12 protein-coding genes are annotated in these 17,186 nt (G+C 63.0%); 4 read left to right on the top strand and 8 right to left on the bottom strand.

Annotation, left to right across the window (positions count from 1 at the left end; all coding sequences use genetic code 11):
- Positions 1-79: 79 nt before the first annotated feature.
- A complete protein-coding gene (locus H2510_RS21045) occupies positions 80-1,693 on the bottom strand; it encodes a type VII secretion-associated protein (RefSeq protein WP_186627015.1) in 1,614 nt (537 codons plus the stop codon).
- Entirely contained in the window at positions 1,690-5,688 is a 3,999-nt protein-coding gene (gene eccCa / locus H2510_RS04190) for a type VII secretion protein EccCa (RefSeq protein ID WP_186627016.1), read from the bottom strand. The genes H2510_RS21045 and eccCa overlap by 4 nt, the downstream gene beginning before the upstream one ends.
- Before the next feature lie 242 nt (positions 5,689-5,930).
- On the opposite strand from eccCa, the gene H2510_RS04195 reads away from it, so the two are divergent.
- The 3 genes from H2510_RS04195 (at position 5,931) to mycP (ending at position 9,967) form a co-directional block, all read left to right on the top strand.
- A complete protein-coding gene (locus H2510_RS04195) occupies positions 5,931-6,920 on the top strand; it encodes an LLM class flavin-dependent oxidoreductase (RefSeq protein WP_186627017.1) in 990 nt (329 codons plus the stop codon).
- 135 nt (positions 6,921-7,055) lie between these two features.
- Positions 7,056-8,522, top strand: coding sequence for a type VII secretion integral membrane protein EccD (gene eccD, locus H2510_RS04200; RefSeq protein ID WP_186627018.1), 1,467 nt, complete (start codon positions 7,056-7,058; stop codon positions 8,520-8,522).
- 20 nt (positions 8,523-8,542) lie between these two features.
- Positions 8,543-9,967 (top strand): type VII secretion-associated serine protease mycosin, encoded by a 1,425-nt coding sequence (gene mycP, locus H2510_RS04205; protein ID WP_186627181.1) that lies wholly within the window; start codon positions 8,543-8,545, stop codon positions 9,965-9,967.
- On the opposite strand, the gene eccB is transcribed toward mycP, so the two are convergent.
- The gene (eccB, locus tag H2510_RS04210; RefSeq protein WP_186627182.1) at positions 9,916-11,367 is read right to left on the bottom strand and encodes a type VII secretion protein EccB; all 1,452 of its coding nucleotides are present in this window, start codon (positions 11,365-11,367) and stop codon (positions 9,916-9,918) included. The two genes, mycP and eccB, sit on opposite strands and share 52 nt — an antisense overlap.
- 262 nt (positions 11,368-11,629) lie before the next feature.
- Here eccB and eccE point away from each other — a divergent pair, with 262 nt between their 5' ends.
- A complete protein-coding gene (eccE, locus tag H2510_RS04215) occupies positions 11,630-13,315 on the top strand; it encodes a type VII secretion protein EccE (RefSeq protein WP_315901214.1) in 1,686 nt (561 codons plus the stop codon).
- On the opposite strand, the gene H2510_RS04220 is transcribed toward eccE, so the two are convergent.
- The 5 genes from H2510_RS04220 to rpsD all read right to left on the bottom strand — a co-directional run bounded on the left by H2510_RS04220 (position 13,285) and on the right by rpsD (position 17,182).
- On the bottom strand, positions 13,285-13,842 hold the full coding sequence (locus tag H2510_RS04220) for an NADPH-dependent FMN reductase (RefSeq protein ID WP_186627184.1): 558 nt from the start codon (positions 13,840-13,842) through the stop codon (positions 13,285-13,287). The genes eccE and H2510_RS04220 overlap by 31 nt on opposite strands.
- Before the next feature lie 51 nt (positions 13,843-13,893).
- The gene (truA, locus tag H2510_RS04225; RefSeq protein ID WP_186627019.1) at positions 13,894-14,784 is read right to left on the bottom strand and encodes a tRNA pseudouridine(38-40) synthase TruA; all 891 of its coding nucleotides are present in this window, start codon (positions 14,782-14,784) and stop codon (positions 13,894-13,896) included.
- 5 nt (positions 14,785-14,789) lie between these two features.
- Complete coding sequence (rplQ, locus tag H2510_RS04230; RefSeq protein ID WP_088943014.1) at positions 14,790-15,380, bottom strand: 50S ribosomal protein L17; 591 nt, start codon at positions 15,378-15,380, stop codon at positions 14,790-14,792.
- A gap of 34 nt (positions 15,381-15,414) precedes the next feature.
- Entirely contained in the window at positions 15,415-16,479 is a 1,065-nt protein-coding gene (locus H2510_RS04235) for a DNA-directed RNA polymerase subunit alpha (RefSeq protein ID WP_084348463.1), read from the bottom strand.
- A gap of 97 nt (positions 16,480-16,576) precedes the next feature.
- Complete coding sequence (rpsD, locus tag H2510_RS04240; protein ID WP_084348464.1) at positions 16,577-17,182, bottom strand: 30S ribosomal protein S4; 606 nt, start codon at positions 17,180-17,182, stop codon at positions 16,577-16,579.
- Positions 17,183-17,186 lie beyond the last annotated feature (4 nt).

A 17,186-nucleotide genomic window follows, 5' to 3' on the forward strand; every position in this document is an offset into this window, starting at 1 on the left:
CCCCTACATCTGATTGGACGCACGCGCGATGCCCTTCGGTTCCATGGATGTGGAAATTTTTGAACGAATTGTTCGCAGTTCACTCGGGTGCGACCGTCACAGTGGAGACGACCCCGGCGCATTCGGCATCGAGGAGGTGCTGCTCACCACGCCGACTCTGGCAACCGATGCTGATCTGTAGATCGTTCTCGACGAAGATCTGCCAGTTCACCGTCGAGTCGATATCGGGAGATTCCGTGTACGACAGTGCTACTCGGCCGCCGATGTCCCTCGCCCGTACCAGATCGCCGACCACGCCATCGGAAGCACGGGCGGCCACCATCGCGGACAGATCGTCGGCTACCTCGTCGAACGATGCACCTGGACGAAGAACGGTGGTGCTGACCACGATTCTGCGATCAGGCAGATCCGGCGGCACCAGAATCGACCGCTCGGCTTCCTCCCGGTGCGACCAGCCGTCCGGAATCCGAAGCTCGACGCGGCCGTAGGTGTATTTCGTCGACGGTCCGTCTTCGACTCCTCTCGGCGCCGAGATAGCGGGTGCGGCGGTGCTCGGCGCCGGCAGGGATGAGGTAACGGGACCGGGCACCGAGGCGGACGGGATGGTCACCGATGCCGAATTCGCGTGCGAGGGATCGGCGAGCCGATCCGGTTCTCCACGCATCGACACGAGGGCCACCAACACCGCCGAGCTCATCGCCACCGCGACCGCCACCAGGACCGCCTGCTGCACCTTCCGACGACGACGGTCACCCGACACCGCGCCGCTATCTACCTCGTCGAGCCAGGCTGCCGCACGGACAGGCATGGGCGTCATCCTCGCCCAGCGATCCTCCGTCTCGCCCTCGAAGCTGCCCGAAGAACCAGCGTCATCCGCTGGGTCCGCCCTCGACTGCCCCGGGCTGTCCGCTGGAATCGACAGCCCTGCACGAGCCGCCATGGACCGAACGATGTCCACGCCGCGCATTCGATGGATGCGATACGGCGATTCGGCGAGTACTTTCGCGTCACCGCCGGCCGTAGTGTCCAGTACGAATACATCCACCCCCTCCCGATGGCGTTGCGTGGCAACGAATGACGAGACCCGGTCGAGAATCGAAGCCTCGGCCCCTCGATCATCACCCAAGTCGCGCGTGCCCTGCACATCCCATCTGCATGTCCTGGTGTATCCGCCTCGGCCGTCGGCGGTGACCGCACACACCACCGAATCGAGTTCTGCCAATTCGACGACGATGGCGTACGAAGGCGCTCGCTGACCGACGGAGTGGGTTGCCGCGCTTGCGGCATCGACCACGATCACCTCACGCGCCAAAGGCATGGCGGCAGCGCGAACGTCGCGCACAGCGACGGGACCCCAGTGCGACGGACATGCAATTTCGAGGACATCGACGATCGGTGGCGCACCGGCCGCAGCGAGCGATGCACCGAGAACGCCGTGCATCAGCACTGCCGTGGGTAGAACGATCGAACCGACAAGGCACTCGGCGTCCTCGACGAAGCTCATGGGGTACGCGTGCGCAACCTCCGGTGGGGTATTCCGCCCGAGTTCGGTTACCAGGTACTCGGGTGTTCCGTCACGCATCGTCACCGTAGGTCGAAACTCGAACTCCGCGGAGCCGAGACCCGACACCGTCAATACCGACACCGGACCGTCCCCGAGACTTACTGCCGCGTAGCTGCTTTCGCCGATCACCGCGCGGTCCACGCCAGCTGAACAAGCGACTGGCCTCGCCTGTCTACCAGCGTGCCACGCCCGGGCGGCATGGCGCTCGGCTTGACCGAACCGATCAGATTCCCCTCGTCGCGACTGCCGCTCATGACCAGACCAGGCGACACGAGATCACGCATACGTGAAATGACGGGGTCGTACAACGCCCGCGATGCCCCGCCCGATCTCCGCGAGAGCACCACGTGCAACCCGATGTCGCGGGCGTGTGGCAGATACTCGACGAGAACGGTCAACGGGTTTCCTGTCGACGTGGCCACCAGGTCGTAGTCGTCGACGATCACGAATATCTCCGGTCCACTCCACCAGGTGCGCTCACGAAGTTGCTGTTGGGTGACGTCGGGCCCAGGCATCCGATCAGCGAGTTTGGCGGCGAGCTCGGTCATCATCGTCATCAGAACAGCTTGCGAGGCTGCATATCCCGCGAGATGGTCGGTGTCGACGGTGCCGAGCATCGTGCGGCGGTAGTCGGCGAGTATCAACTTTACCTGCGACGGCGTGTTGGCTTCGACGAGAGAACTGCAGATCGACTCGAGCAACGCCGTCTTCCCGCACTCGGTGTCACCGAATACCAGGAAGTGCGCCTGCTCGGCGAAATCGAGTGTCACCGGATCGAGTTCTGCCTCGTCGATTCCGATGGGAACCCGCAATTCAGGCACCGACCCGCGTGAGCGTGGCCAGCGGCCGACAAGAAGATCGAGAAGCTCGCCTCGCGGCAGACTCGCGGGAAGCATCCGCACAGGTGGCGCCGAAAGACCGACGTAGGCCTGCGCAACGGCAGCGACCGCATGCTGAATACCGACACCGAGATCGACGGTCGACGAGGAGCCGTCGAGACGCGGCAATCCTACGAGGAGGTGCAACCCCTCCTTCGTGATTCCCCGACCGGGCCTGCTGTCCGGAACCCGTGCGGCCTTCACTCTCCCGAACTCGGAATCGGACGCGTCACCCAACTTCAGTTCGATCCTCGTTCCGACGAGATCCTTTGTTGCAGGACGAATCTCGGCCCACCGCGACGCGGTGAGGATGAGGTGAACGCCATACGACAAACCCTGCGCTGTCAGCGCGGCAAGCTGGGGCTCGAGGGCTTCGAAATCGGATCGAATACTGCCCCAGCCATCTACGACCAGGAAGACGTCTCCGAAACCATCCTCGTCGTCGATCAGTTGCTCGGCGCGACGACGACGAAATTCGACGATCGAGTCGATACCCCGTTGTTGGAATATTCTCTCGCGTCGTCCGATCACTGCCGCGACTTCGGCGACCGTCCGGCGCACCCGGTCGACGTCGAGCCTGTTCGCGACGGATCCGACGTGTGGAAGAGAGGCGAGTCCGCCGAGCGTTCCTCCGCCGAAATCGAGGCAGTAGAACTGCACCTGCGCAGGCGTGTGGGTCAGTGCGAACGACATGATCAGTGTTCGCAGCGCCGTCGACTTTCCGGACTGTGGCCCTCCGACGATCGCGAGGTGGCCTTGGGCCGCCGACAAGTCGACCACCAGTAGATCGCGCCGTTGATCGAACGGGCGGTCCACGATGCCGATCGGTGCCCGTAGCGATGCGATCGCCGCAACCGGCGCCGACAGAACCGAATCGGGGATCATTAGATCGAGCGTGGGCGGCAGATCGAGCGGAGGCAACCAGACCTCGTGGGCCGCACAACCGCTACCCTGCAGTCGTTCGACGACGACGTCGAGCACCGTCCGGCTGTCGGGCCTTACTTCTTCCTCCTGTAGGTGGTGGTCGTGCGGGGCGCCGATATCGTCGACCGACGGTTCGACGGCATCCATCTGCACCGGATAGGCGCTGAAGATCCGCGGTCGAGCGGTCACCGAACTCTGACTGCTCCCCCGTACTGCATCTCGAGGGCGAACGTAGGGCCCGGACACGTATGCCGCCGCGAAGCGGACGATCTCGGCAGAATCGCATTTGAGATACCCGGCGCCAGGTTGTGCCGGTAGATGATACGCATCCGGAACACCGAGAACCGAGCGAGACTCGTTGGCGGAGAATGTCTTCAACCCGATCCGATACGACAGATGACTGTCCAACCCGCGCAGCTTCCCTTCCTCCAGACGCTGACTCGCCAACAAGAGGTGCATGTGCAGTGACCGCCCCAACCGCCCGACGGCGACGAAGAGGTCTGCGAACTCGGGCTGTTGGCTCAGCAACTCCGAGAACTCGTCGACGACGATGAACAACGCAGGCAATGGCGCGAGCGCGGCACCAGCAGCCCTTGCCTTCTCGTAATCGGACACATTGGCATAGTTGCCCGAATCGCGGAGTAGCTCCTGACGGCGATTCATCTCGCCCGCAATGGCGTCCTTCATCCGATCCACCAGCGACAGGTCTTCGGAGAGGTTGGTGATCACCGCAGCAACGTGTGGCGCTCCTTCGAGCCCGGCGAACGTCGCACCACCTTTGAAGTCGACGAGTACCAGATTGAGCTGGTCCGGGTCGTGTGTGGCAATCAGACCCAGAACGAGGGTTCTGAGAAACTCCGATTTTCCCGAACCGGTTGCGCCGATGCACAACCCATGCGGGCCCATACCATTCTCGGCCGACTCCTTCAGGTCGATCTCCACCGAGCTTCCGTCGGGTGCGATTCCGATGGGTACACGAAGGCGATCACGGCCACGACGGGTCACCCACGCGCGACTCGGGTCGAGGAGACCGACGTCGGCGATTCCGACAAGATAGTTCCAGCTCGAGATCGACTCTGTGTCCTCTCCCCCGGAATCGATACCGACATCGACTGCGGTTCGATACGGAGACAGTCTTCGTGCCACGGTTTCCGCCTGTGCGACGCTCATCGCGTCCGAGACGCCGAATACCTCGACGCGTGAGCCGCTGACAGCGCCGATCGAACCGTTCTCGGAGAACAGACGAATGCCTCGACTGGCAGCAAGCCCGGTGCAGAAGTCGGACAGATCGACGATCGTCACCGAATCGAGCCCTGTTCGCGAAAGATCGGTCCCACTGTTGTCGAGTAAGCCACCGTCGACGATGATCACCAGTTGCGAGACTCCCGCGGCCGGCGAGCCACCACGGGCGAATCTGTTTCTCAGTGAAAGGTGTTCGCCGAGCGAGGATTCGAGTTCGAGGAACGATCCATAGATCATTCGCGCAGTGCCTGCACCGTCCCTGGAAACATCGTGCTGAGTGTGGGGAAGCCATTTGGTCCAGTCCCAGAACGCAACCGTGTCGGGCCCGCAGACCACTGCGAGCCGCAACTGGTCGGGATCGTGGAACATACAGAGCGCCGCCACCATCGAACGCACCATGGCCCGTGAAGAATCACGATCGCCGGACACGGAAATGGCAGCGAATCCGCGAAGCGACACCGCGGTGGGGAGACTACCCACAACGGAATGTGCCCGCACGAACCGCCGCAGTGACACCGCAGAAACTGGTTCGAGTTCTTCGACGGGCCCGGTCTCCGGGGGAACGAGGCGCGTCGCCAGACGCTGGTCTCCCCGACCTATCCGAACATGACAGAAGTCCGGATCGGAGGTGCGACGCTCCCACATCCGCGGGGTGCCCGCATACGACCACAGAATCGCCGGGTCAGGGTGCGACCACTCGAGCGCCTTGCGCTGACTGGTCGCGGTTGTCGCCACATCCCTGCGCAGTTGGTCGAGGTAGCGCAGATAGTCCTTGCGGTCTTCGTTGGACTCCGCCGTTCTGGCGCCACCACCTCGACCACCACCGGCAACCATGCCCAGCATCGATACCAGCATCATCGCCGGAAACATCAGCATCATCGGGTTGGCTGCCATACCGGAGGTGAACATCAACGCGACCATGCCGACCATTGCTGCCACCATCACCAGGGGCATCAGCTTCATCAGCAAGTTTCCCGGGACCACCCGAGGTATCTCCGGTGGCGTCTGAAGCGTCACCTCGCCGCCCGGAGTGCGTGGAACTTCACGCCGCGCACCACGAACGAACCGAACAGTATTCACGCCTCGATGCCCCCACCGGTCGGTATCCCCACTACCGCGCACACTTCACGTTTCCCCAACGAGCAGTATGTTTCGCGAAAGGCTAACTCATTCGGTGCGCCACTGCCACCGACCACCCGCTGCTCACCGAGGCGGAATAGGACTACCTCTCGCACGGTTGACTACCTGAGGAAGTGAGACTCACACTCTTACCGGTGTGTCACTTCGCACTCGAGCTCCTCCGCGAAAGGCAGGCGTACACCGTGTCCGTTCCACTCTCGATTCTCGATTTGGCCTTCATCGGCGAAGGCGAGAGCGTCAAAGACAGTTTCGACGCCAGCGTGGAGCTCGCGCAGCGAGCCGAAGAATGGGGCTACCAACGTATTTGGTATGCCGAGCATCACAACATGACCACGATCGCCTCGTCGGCGACAAGCGTCCTGATCGGGCACGTGGCTGCGAACACCAGCCGTATTCGGTTGGGGTCCGGTGGCGTGATGCTGCCCAACCACGCCCCGCTGACCATCGCAGAACAGTTCGGCACGCTGGCCACTCTGCACCCGGACCGAATCGATCTCGGTCTCGGACGTGCACCGGGCAGCGACCAAGCCACCATGCGCGCAATGCGCCGCGACCCGTCTTCGGCTGAGCGATTCCCACAAGATGTGCAAGAGCTGCAGGCATACCTGTCGGACGAATCGTTGATTCCAGGAGTGCGCGCCACCCCAGGAGCGGGAACGCACGTGCCCCTCTACATTCTCGGTTCTTCGCTTTTCGGCGCCCAGCTCGCCGCCGCACTCGGACTCCCCTTCGCGTTTGCATCGCACTTCGCACCCGACGCGCTCGAGCAGGCCGTCGCAATCTATCGACGTGATTTCAAGCCGTCGACACAGCTGGAAGCACCACACGTGATCGCCGGCGTCAACGTCATCGCCGCTGATACCGACGAGGACGCTCAGCGACAATTCCTCGCCACCAAGCGAAGCCGAGTGAGCCTCCTCCTCGGCCGCGGACGCAAGTTCACCGACGAAGAAGCCGATATGTTGCTCGATTCGCCCCAGGGACGCCAGATCAACCAAATGACGACGTATTCCGCCGTCGGCACGCCCGAGGTAGTTCGTGAGTACTTGGACGGGTTCGCGCGCCACGCGAACGCCGATGAGCTGATCGTTGCCTCCGGCGTCGTGGATCGACAGTCGTGGTTGCGCTCGTTCGAGCTCCTCGCCGATGTCAGCAATCTGTCCCCCGTCTGATCTCGGCTGCGGCCTGAGCTTCGTTCGCGGTAGCTGATACACCCTGTACGACGCCGGGACGGTACAGTCTCTCGCTGCCGGCATTCGTGCGGAATGCGGCGGTGATTTGCCGTAATCAATTCCGGGGGGAACTTGATGACAGGGAACGAGCGTCGGCACTCGGTCGGTGCGTCCGCGCCGATCGCGGCGATGGATTTGTGCCGACTGACGATTCTTGCCCGGTCGGTCCAAGTGGACATGGCGCTTCCCACCGATGTGCCGATCGCGCTACTGATCCCGGGGATCGTCGATCTGGCCGGGAATCGAGCAGTGCGCGGCGAGGCTGCAGACACCGAGAGCCGTCGGCCGGGGTCATGGGTTCTTTCCAGAGTCGGTCAACCGCCGCTGGAGGCAACTCAGACGCTGAGCGACGCGGTTGTCCGCGACGGTGAACTCCTCGTCCTCGGTGATGCCGAATTTCCAGCCCCGCCACCACTGTTCGACGACTTGATGCATGCCGTTGCGATGTCGGGAGCTACCGAGAGTCGCCTGTGGACGCCGCGGACTGCCCGGTCGGTCGGGTTCGGTATTGCCGCTGTCGCACTTGTGATTGCCTGTTTCGGTCTTCTTCGAGAGCCGTTGTCTCGAGGTCCCGGGTATACCGCGAACATCTTCCTTGCTATCGCAGCAGCAATCGTGGGACTGCTGTTCTTGGTCGCCGGCTCGATAGTAGGACGTGCCTACTCGGACGAACGCACCGGAATTTTCTTGTCGGGATGCTCTCTGCCACTGGTGTTCACCTCGGGTGTGCTTTTCGTGCCAGGTGCGCTAGGCGGTGCGCATCTGATGCTCGGCTCCGCGGTCGCGGGAGCAGTCGCTGTCCTTGCCCTCCGCCTCGGTGGACATGGCGGGGCATTGTTCACCGGTATTGCTGCGCTTTCAGGCATTGCTGTTTCAGCTTCTGCAGTGATGCTGTTCGGCTCTCTTTCACCGTCCGCAGTCGGTGCCGGCGCCACCGCGGTGGCGTTGTTGGGGCTTGCCGCCGCACCGAGGATGTCGATGATGCAGGCGCGAATGCCGCTGCCCCCGGTGCCGACCGCTGGTGCATCGCTCGACGGAGAGGGTGAGACGGATTCGAATTCTTTTCAAGATCTGGAGGACGTCTCACGCACTGCGCGTAGCTACCTCACCGGTTTCGTCTGCGCTTGTTCGGCTGCCGCAACCGTCGGGGCGCTCGTTGCAGCATTTTCCGGCCACCCGATTTCCGAGATGTATTGGCCGGGAGTCGTCCTGGCGTTGCTGACTGCGTTCGTACTCTTCCTTCGCGGGCGAACGTTCGCCGAACTCGACCATGCAGTCCCCGTTGTTGCTGCCGGATCGATCATCGTTCTCGCCGTGTCGACGGCATGGGTGTTTGCCATTCCCGATCGACCGATCATCCCCTTCGCGGCTGCCATCGGTGTCGCCGTAATCGCACTCGTCTTCGGATCGTTTGTTCCGCAACGCGAATACTCACCAGTGCTCCGACGCGCCGGAGAACTCGTCGAGTACGCGGCGATCGCTGCGATCGTTCCCATCGCCTGCTGGGTCTGCGGCCTGTACGCGGCGATGCGCGGGCTGTGAAAGCCCTGACACGACGGACTATGGGTGCGATCGGTGTCGCGGTCGTCGTGGCTGCATACTTTCTCGGCGGCGGAGCGGCATCCGCGGACAGGCCGTTCGTCGACCCCGCGCTGCTCCCCGAACCGGCTCCACCTGCGCCACCGGAGCCAACCGAACAACGAAATCTCTGCGTGCCCGCTTCGCCCACCCCGGACGGCCCCGCCGTACCCGATGCACAGGGCGTACTCGATTTCCGTGCCGTGTGGCCGATCACGCGTGGTGCCGGTCAAATAGTCGCTGTCATCGATACCGGGGTCTCACCGCATCCTCGGCTACCCGGCCTCCGGCCGGGAGGAGATTATGTATTTACCGGCGACGGGTTGTCGGACTGTGATGCGCACGGAACTTTGGTGGCGGGACTCATCGCTGCACAAAGTGTCCCCGGCAGCGGTTTCGCCGGTGGGGCTCCCGACGCCCAAATTCTGTCGATACGTCAGTCCAGCAACGCATTTCAACGTGCCAGAACTGCAGGGGACGAGGAGGCGGAGACACCAGCAGACAACGCATCCGGATATGGCAACGTCATGACGATGGCGCAGGCCGTGCGCACCGCCGCAGATTCCGGCGCTTCCGTCATCAACATCTCCGAGGTCGCGTGCGTTCCGAGCGGTAAGGGGATCGCCGACGGGCCCCTCGGCGCCGCGATCGACTACGCCGCTCGCATCCGCAACGTGGTCGTCGTCGCGGCCGCCGGCAACACCGGTGGTAGCGGTGAAGCTCAATGTCGCAGTCAAAACCCTCCACCCGATCCAGCCGATCCCGATGCCGAGCAATGGGATCGAATCGCAACCATCGCCACCCCTGCGTGGTTCGACGAGCAGGTATTGACCGTCGGCTCGGTAGACCCGGACGGCCGGCCCTCTGCCTTCACCCTCGGTGGCCCCTGGGTGGACGTAGCAGCGCCGGGCACCTCGATGACCTCACTGTCCCCGACGGGCAGTGGGTTGACCAACGGCACAGTCGACGGGCAGGGCAATACTGTGCCGATCCAGGGCACCAGCTTCGCCGCTCCCCTTGTCTCCGCAGTAGCAGCGCTGATTCGGGCTCACCGACCCGAGCTGACCGCAATGCAAGTGATCGAACGTATCGAGGCCACAGCGCACAAGCCCGCAGATGGCTGGAATCCGCTGATCGGTCACGGAATCGTCGATCCACTCGCGGCCGTAACCGCACAAGTGGAGGGAATCGCATCGGCAGCCGCGGTCGACCCGGTGTCGATGCAGGCGCCCGTCGTACCCGACCCACCGGATCTTCGGCCACGGACGATCGCTACGACGGGATCCATCCTCGTAGGGGTAATGCTCCTGCTGGGGTTGGGAATCGCGATGCCACTTCGGCGCCGAAACCCCAACGGTCAGCCGGCCGGGAGTCGCGCCGCATCGGGATCGGGTCCGACACCGTCGTGAGCAGTCAGTGCCGCGGCACGACTCAATGTGGGCCCAGTGCCCAATAATTGGACGATCTGCCACGGCGCCGGGGCAGGCACACCGAGACCCAACGCATCGACGGCATCAGCGTCGGGCACGCCGAACCGAACTCCGGTATCGGCAACGAAGAACGACGCGTCCTGTCGCACACTCGTCGGTTCGATGCCGGTGGTCTGCACGAAACCACCGCTGCCAGGCTCGAGATAGACCTCATCGGCAGCCGCTCCTCCCCCGTCTGCCTGCGCAAGACGCACCGGACGCGCCGAGTCGACGATAGGAAGAGTGCGCCCAGCCGACATGACCAACTGCGCAGTAGGACCACCGTCGGGGGCAGCCTGAGGAACCCACGTCAAGCATCCGACCGGCTCCGCGGCCGTATCCACGATCCTCGGGGCCACCCGCGGATACATCTCGACCGGCAACCCTGTCACCGTCGGCGCCGAAGGCAACACGTCGGGGTTGAGGGAATCGATCTCGGGGCTGCCCTGCGAATCGGCAAACTTGATCAGCTGCGCCGTCGACTCCGTGATCGCCTGGATACCGCTTTCCAACACGACGTAGTACCGAACGTCGACACCCGACACCTTCACGACCGAACCGATCGTCTTCCCCGCAATCGGGTAGGTCGGAATCTCGCCAGCACGCGCGATCGCCGGTGGCACGATCGCCGGGACCACAGGAACAGCATTCGCAAGTCCGTCACTGACACTCGACGGCCGTACACCTTCGAGACCGAGTGCACGCACGACCGAGCGATCGCCCAGATCGATCCGCGCCCGAACACCGTCGTACACCAGGTAGGTTCCGTCCGTCGTGCTCCAGAGGAAGGCTTCCCCATCCTCGAGTGGACCGATTCTGTCGTCGTAGCGCGGGTCCCCCACCACTACGGTCGTACCGGCGACGGCACCCGTGGAGTCGAGCGTGTCGCACACGGTCCATGACTCCGGCGAGCCGGACTCCCCATGCGGCAGGCTCGACGGCGCTCCTGGTATTCCGACCAGCGAACCCCGATCAAGTTTGGCCAGCTCGGATTCCTTGACGATGACAGGGCTGTCCGGGCTACCGACGATCAACCGCGCCGAGGCCAGATTCAGAACCGGATGAAACGCTTCCTCCACTCGGACGAACATCGCACCCGAGTCCTTCCCCACCGCGATCGTCGCGTCGCCGATCTTGTCCTGGGGCCGAAGCAATGCCAACGCGGCGCATCCGGCAAGACCCAGACACGCGACCACGAGGCCTACCGCCAAAGCCCTCGATTGTGAGCGCATCGGATCGTGCAGCATGCGCACATCGCGACGCACCAAGGCGTGTTCCATCCGTCGGACTAGAAATCGATACCCGCCGACCTGCCACTTGGTTGTAGGCGTTGCCGCCACGAGACCCCCCTGCTGCGCTGCGGGCTCGATCCCCATACGAGCCCTTCCCGCGCGAAAGACTACAGCCCCCAGGCGAAGAGAAGGTCCTCCGCGCCCGTGGCACCTGACGAGGGCAGCGCGCGGGAAGACCCGGTACAGTCTCGGACACGAGTCGACGAGCTGCTCTGCTGCTCGACTACGTGGCCTTCGGGGGGAGGAAAAGTAAATTTTGTCTGCGCCAACACGTTCTCGTGGCAGATCTGGGTCGGGTGACAACCGTCAGGTGTCCGCGCGTTCCTCGATGTACTTCGTTTCGCTGCGGGTTCCCCGGATCGCCAGATTGGTCGGACTCGAGACAGTCCTTGCTGTCGGCGTGGCGATCGCGGTGGCGTTCGACGCCTCGCTTGCCATCATCGTGTCGGTCGCTGCACCCGCAACGGCAGTTCCATTTCTGGTGATCGCCGGGCGGCCGGTCCTCGACTGGGCCACCACGGCGTCACGTTACGCATCGCGCACGTCACCGAATCCCGGAGTCACACAGGACTACTCGGAAGACGATGGTCGAGCAGCTGGAATTCACTGGCGAAGTGGAACCGTATCGTGTGTTCTCGAACTACACCCTCCCAGTGCGGCGATGACAAGGCTCGGCCGCGCGGAAGCATCCACCGATACCGGGCTCGACCTCTCTGCGCTGGCTGAGTGTCTCTCTCAGCACGATATTTCCGTGAGCAGCATCGACATCGTCGCTCACGGTATGCGCACAGCGTCGGGTACACCGGCAACCGACGTCTACGAACGATTGATCGGACCGCTTCCAGCAGTCGCGACGCGCACGGTGTGGGTCACCGTCACGCTGAAGATCTCGCACAATCGTGCTGCGATCGACGCGCGCGGAGGCGGCCAACTGGGGGCATCTCGTGCTGTGTGGGTCGCAACCCAGCGGGTCGCCCGCGCCCTCGACGCGAGGGGAATCAGTTCGCGGATACTGGTGCGCAGCGAGATTCAGTCCACGGCTTCCCACATGTGTCGGGGTGTCGCCGCCAACCGTCTGACCGAGAACTGGGGATCCGCACCACTTCCCGGTGTGATCGACACCGGATTCGGATTCGACTGTCGCAAAATCGATACCGCTGTCCTCACCGAGTTGTGGGCAATTCCGTCGCTGTCGACAACGATCGCGTTTCGCCTGACCTCGGGTTCGAGCTCCAACCGTGTACGCATCAGTGGCGCATGCCGTTTCGTGAACCGTGGAGCCACTCCCCGACCCGACCTGCCCGGCGCTGTATCGATGAACGGGCGCCACCGTGAAGCATTGATTGCGTCCCTCCCACTCGCAATCATCGCTCGTGACCATGCAGAACCTATCCGAGACCTTCCTTACGGCATCGTCGAACGCCTGGACATTCCGATCTCCGGGTGCGGCCAACTTCTCGGGTCGGACACCGCAGGCCATGGCGTCGCAGCACGGGTATATGGAAGAGGCGTCGACACCGTGTTGGTGGCAGGCGAACTGTATTTGGCTCAGCAACTCGTATTTCGCGCACTTTCGACCGGTGCACACGTTCTGATCAGGTCCGATCGACCCCACGCATGGGGACCCCTCGTCGACTCGATCGCGACACCGGACAGGCTACTCATCGACGGCGGCCCACATCGAGGCACCGGAGGATTCGACGTACTCGTGCAGGATTTCGCCGACGCCGTCGTGGTGCCCGCGCGCTCGCAACCCGGCGGCACCACGGTGATGACCGTGACCGAAAGACCACCTCGCGAACCGATGTCGGATCCCGACCTTTCCATCGTTCAACCCGGCGCCGCAGGTGACCGCATCATGGTTCGCGCCGGTCGAAACGAAACCGAGTTGATGCTCGTGACGATTTCGCAGGAAACCGCATTCATCGGCAGGCCCCGCAGCGTGCGAAGCGCCGCCGATCTCACTCAGCCAGGATACGGAAACGCTCTCGACTGAACTTTCGATGCCGTTGCCCACCAATGCAATTGGCTCAACATACGGCCGGCAGCGTCGACCGCAGCACTGTCGTCGGTATGACCGTTCTCATCGAACGCAGTGCGTACCCGGTGAAAACCGACACTGTCGCGGACCGCCACCATGTGCAACTCTGCAGCGACCTGACGCAGTTGCTCCGTTGCGCGCAGTCCTCCACCGAGTCCGCCGTACGACACGAATCCGATCGGCTTGCCCCGCCACTGATATTTCACAGTATCGAGTGCCGTCTTGAGCGCCCCGGGATATCCATGGTTGTATTCGGGCGTCACTACCACCACCGCGTCGACCGCGCCGATCGCCGCTGCGAACGCCTCCCCTGCAGGAGACGGCGACAAGTCCGCGGGGAGCGCGGCATCCATCAGGTCGATCTTCGTAGCCACGACGTCGTTGCGCTCGGAAACGGTCCGTAAGAACCAATCAGCAACAACGGGCCCGACGCGTCCTGGCCGGACACTGGCTAGGACGACGGCAAGTCCGATCGGGTCCATGGTCACTGTGAAAGTCTAGTAGCCCGGTCCCACCATCAACCGACCGATCGGCTAACAGCACCCGCCAGGCTGGGTGATGGCCGAGCGCACTTCGCGTGTCGCCTGGTTCCGCGCTACGAGGTCACCCTCGGGCGGATAGTCGACCGCCATCAGCGATAGTCCGTGCGCGGGCGCAACGGTTACTTCACTCGACCGCGATCGCGTGTTCAGAAGCGCCTCGGTCCACTCCGGAGTCCGACGACCTTCACCCACTGCTTGCATCGCTCCCACGAGACTGCGAACCATGGACCAGCAGAACGCGTCGGCGCTGACGTAGGCACTGACGCGGTCTCCAGTGCGTTCCCAGTCGAATCGTTGGAGCTCGCGGACGGTGGTCGCGCCATCCCTGCGCTTGCAGAAGGCCGCGAAATCGTGCAGGCCCAACAACCTCGACGATGCATCGCGGATCGCGTCGAGGTCGATCTCTCGCGCCCATCCCACCACGCCTCGCACTTCGAGTGGGTCGACTCCGTAGCGAGCGGTACTGAACCTGTATTCGTAGTGCCGGCGAAGCGCCGAGAAGCGCGCATCGAAATCTTCGGACACCACCGAGATCGCCTTCACTCGAACATCAGTGGGCAAGAACCTGGCCATCCGACGTACCAAACGCTCCGGCTCGTCGATACCCCCCACGACATCGAAGTGTGCAACTTGCCCGAAAGCGTGCACACCGGCATCGGTTCGGCCCGCGACCGTCAGCTCGATGCGCTGCCTCAGCACGGTCGAAAATGCGTCTTCCAGCACTCCGCACACAGTCCTGATGCCGGGCTGTCGTGCCCAGCCGGAGAAATCCGTGCCGTCGTATGCAATGTCCAAGCGAACTCGGGTAGCGGACCGCAAAGAAGCGGACCCGCCATCCTCGGAAGGAATGGCGGGCCCGCTTCGGTCGTGCAAGGAACTCAAGAGGACTAGTCCTTCTTGGCTTCGGTTTCAGTCGACACAGCCTCGGCATCGGCGGCGTCCGACGCGTGAGCGTCGTTGTCCTCGATACCATCGACTACAGCTTCGGCGTTCTCGACCTCGGCCTCGGTCGCGTCGGCCTCGACGGCCTCGACGACGTTGTCCGCGGCAGGTGCCTCGGCAGCTGGAGCAGCCTGCGAAGCCTTCACGCGACGAGCGCGATCTGCTTCGTTGGACACCGTCTGCTCGTTGACGAGCTCGATGATGGCCATCGGCGAGTTGTCACCCTTGCGGGGAACTGTCTTGATGATGCGCGTGTAGCCACCGTCGCGATCGGCGAAAAACGGCCCGATCTCGGCGAAGAGCTTATGTACGACATCTTTGTTGTTGATGATCTTGAGAACCTCACGACGATGAGCGAGATCGCCATGCTTTGCATGGGTCACGAGCTTCTCGGCGTGGGGACGAAGGCGCTTGGCCTTCGACTCGGTGGTGGTGATGCGGCCGTGCTCGAAGAGTGCCGTCGCGAGGTTGGCCAAAATGGCCTTCTGGTGCGACGCCGACCCGCCGAGACGGCGGCCCTTGGTGGGCTTGGGCATGTTGAATCTCCTAGTAAGAGCTCCAGCGAGCTGGTTACAGCTGTTCTGTCTCGGCGTAGTCCTGCTCGGCGCCTTCGCTTTCAGCGAAGGATCCGGCGTCGGTGTCGCTCCACGTACCCGTGGTGGCGTCGTATCCGGGCACGGTCGTCGGATCGAAGGACGCGGGGCTGTCCTTGAGTGAAAGACCAAGCGAGTGCAGCTTGACCTTTACCTCGTCGATGGACTTCTGTCCGAAGTTACGAATGTCCAGCAGATCGGACTCGGTACGACCAACCAGCTCGCCGACGGTGTGAACACCCTCGCGCTTGAGGCAGTTGTAGGAACGGACTGTGAGGTCCAGATCCTCGATGGGGAGTCCGAAGGAAGCGATGTGATCGGCCTCGGCGGGCGAGGGTCCGATCTCGATTCCTTCTGCTTCGACGTTCAGCTCACGGGCGAGGCCGAAGAGCTCAACCAGGGTCTTGCCCGCCGAAGCGAGCGCATCCCGCGCGGTGATGGAGTTTTTGGTCTCCACGTCGAGAACGAGCCGATCGAAGTCGGTGCGCTGTTCGACGCGAGTGGCCTCCACCTTGTACGTGACCTTGAGCACGGGCGAGTAGATCGAGTCGACCGGGATACGGCCGATCTCGGCGCCTGATGCCTTGTTCTGGACGGCAGGGACATAGCCACGACCGCGCTCGACTACGAGCTCGATCTCCAACTTGCCTTTGTCGTTCAAAGTCGCGATATGCAGATCCGGATTGTTCACCGTGACGCCGGCCGGAGGAACGATGTCGCCTGCGGTGACAGCGCCTGGGCCCTGTTTGCGGACGTACATGGTGACCGGCTCGTCCTCTTCGGAGCTCACGACGAGGCCCTTGAGGTTCAGGATGATGTCGGTGACATCTTCCTTGACTCCCGGAACAGTGGTGAATTCGTGGAGAACGCCGTCGATACGGATGCTGGTGACAGCAGCGCCGGGGATCGACGACAGCAGGGTACGGCGGAGCGAGTTGCCGAGTGTGTAACCGAAGCCAGGCTCGAGCGGCTCGATGACGAATTTCGAGCGATTGTCGGCGATGACCTCTTCGGTCAGCGTCGGGCGCTGTGAAATGAGCATTGTGTGTTCCTCCTGTACGGACGTCCGCTATTTGACGTCCAGGTGTGGAGACGCATACGCATGTGAACTTGTCGAAAGCTCACATGCGTGGTGCGTCTTACTTCGAGTAGAACTCGACGATGAGCTGCTCCTGGAGCGGCACATCGATCTGTGCGCGCTCCGGCACCCGGTGAACGAGGATGCGAAGACGGTTCGGAACTACCTGCAACCATGCGGCCACCGGACGATCCCCGTAGCTCTCACGAGCGATCTGGATCGGCAGTGTCTGCGCGGACTTCTCGCGGACATCGATGATGTCGTACTGCGATACGCGGTAGCTAGGGATGTCCACTCGCTTGTTGTTCACAAGGAAGTGACCGTGGGTGACCAGCTGGCGTGCCTGACGGCGCGTGCGTGCCAGACCGGCGCGGTACACGACGTTGTCGAGACGCGTCTCCAGGATTGTCAACAAGTTCTCACCGGTCTTGCCGGGGCGACGGTTGGCTTCCTTGTAGTAGAGACGGAACTGCTTCTCCATGACGCCGTAAGTGAAGCGAGCCTTCTGCTTCTCCTGCAGCTGGAGCAGGTACTCGCTCTCCTTGATCCGCGCGCGGCCATGCTGGCCGGGCGGGTAGGGACGACGCTCGAATGCCTGGTCGCCTCCAACAAGGTCAACGCGCAGACGACGAGACTTGCGGGTGATAGGACCGGTATAACGTGCCATTTTC

Origin of the sequence: Rhodococcus sp. BP22 (assembly GCF_014281965.1) — a bacterium.
Classification (GTDB): Bacteria; Actinomycetota; Actinomycetes; order Mycobacteriales; family Mycobacteriaceae; genus Rhodococcoides.

Excerpts from the sequence above, each read along its gene's own strand:
- eccD (WP_186627018.1), top strand. The coding sequence starts at position 7,056 with ATGACAGGGAACGAGCGTCGGCACTCGGTCGGTGCGTCCGCGCCGATC.
- mycP (WP_186627181.1), top strand. The coding sequence starts at position 8,543 with ATGGGTGCGATCGGTGTCGCGGTCGTCGTGGCTGCATACTTTCTCGGC.
- H2510_RS04220 (WP_186627184.1), bottom strand. The coding sequence starts at position 13,842 with ATGGACCCGATCGGACTTGCCGTCGTCCTAGCCAGTGTCCGGCCAGGA.
- rplQ (WP_088943014.1), bottom strand. The coding sequence starts at position 15,380 with ATGCCCAAGCCCACCAAGGGCCGCCGTCTCGGCGGGTCGGCGTCGCAC.
- H2510_RS04235 (WP_084348463.1), bottom strand. The coding sequence starts at position 16,479 with ATGCTCATTTCACAGCGCCCGACGCTGACCGAAGAGGTCATCGCCGAC.
- rpsD (WP_084348464.1), bottom strand. The coding sequence starts at position 17,182 with ATGGCACGTTATACCGGTCCTATCACCCGCAAGTCTCGTCGTCTGCGC.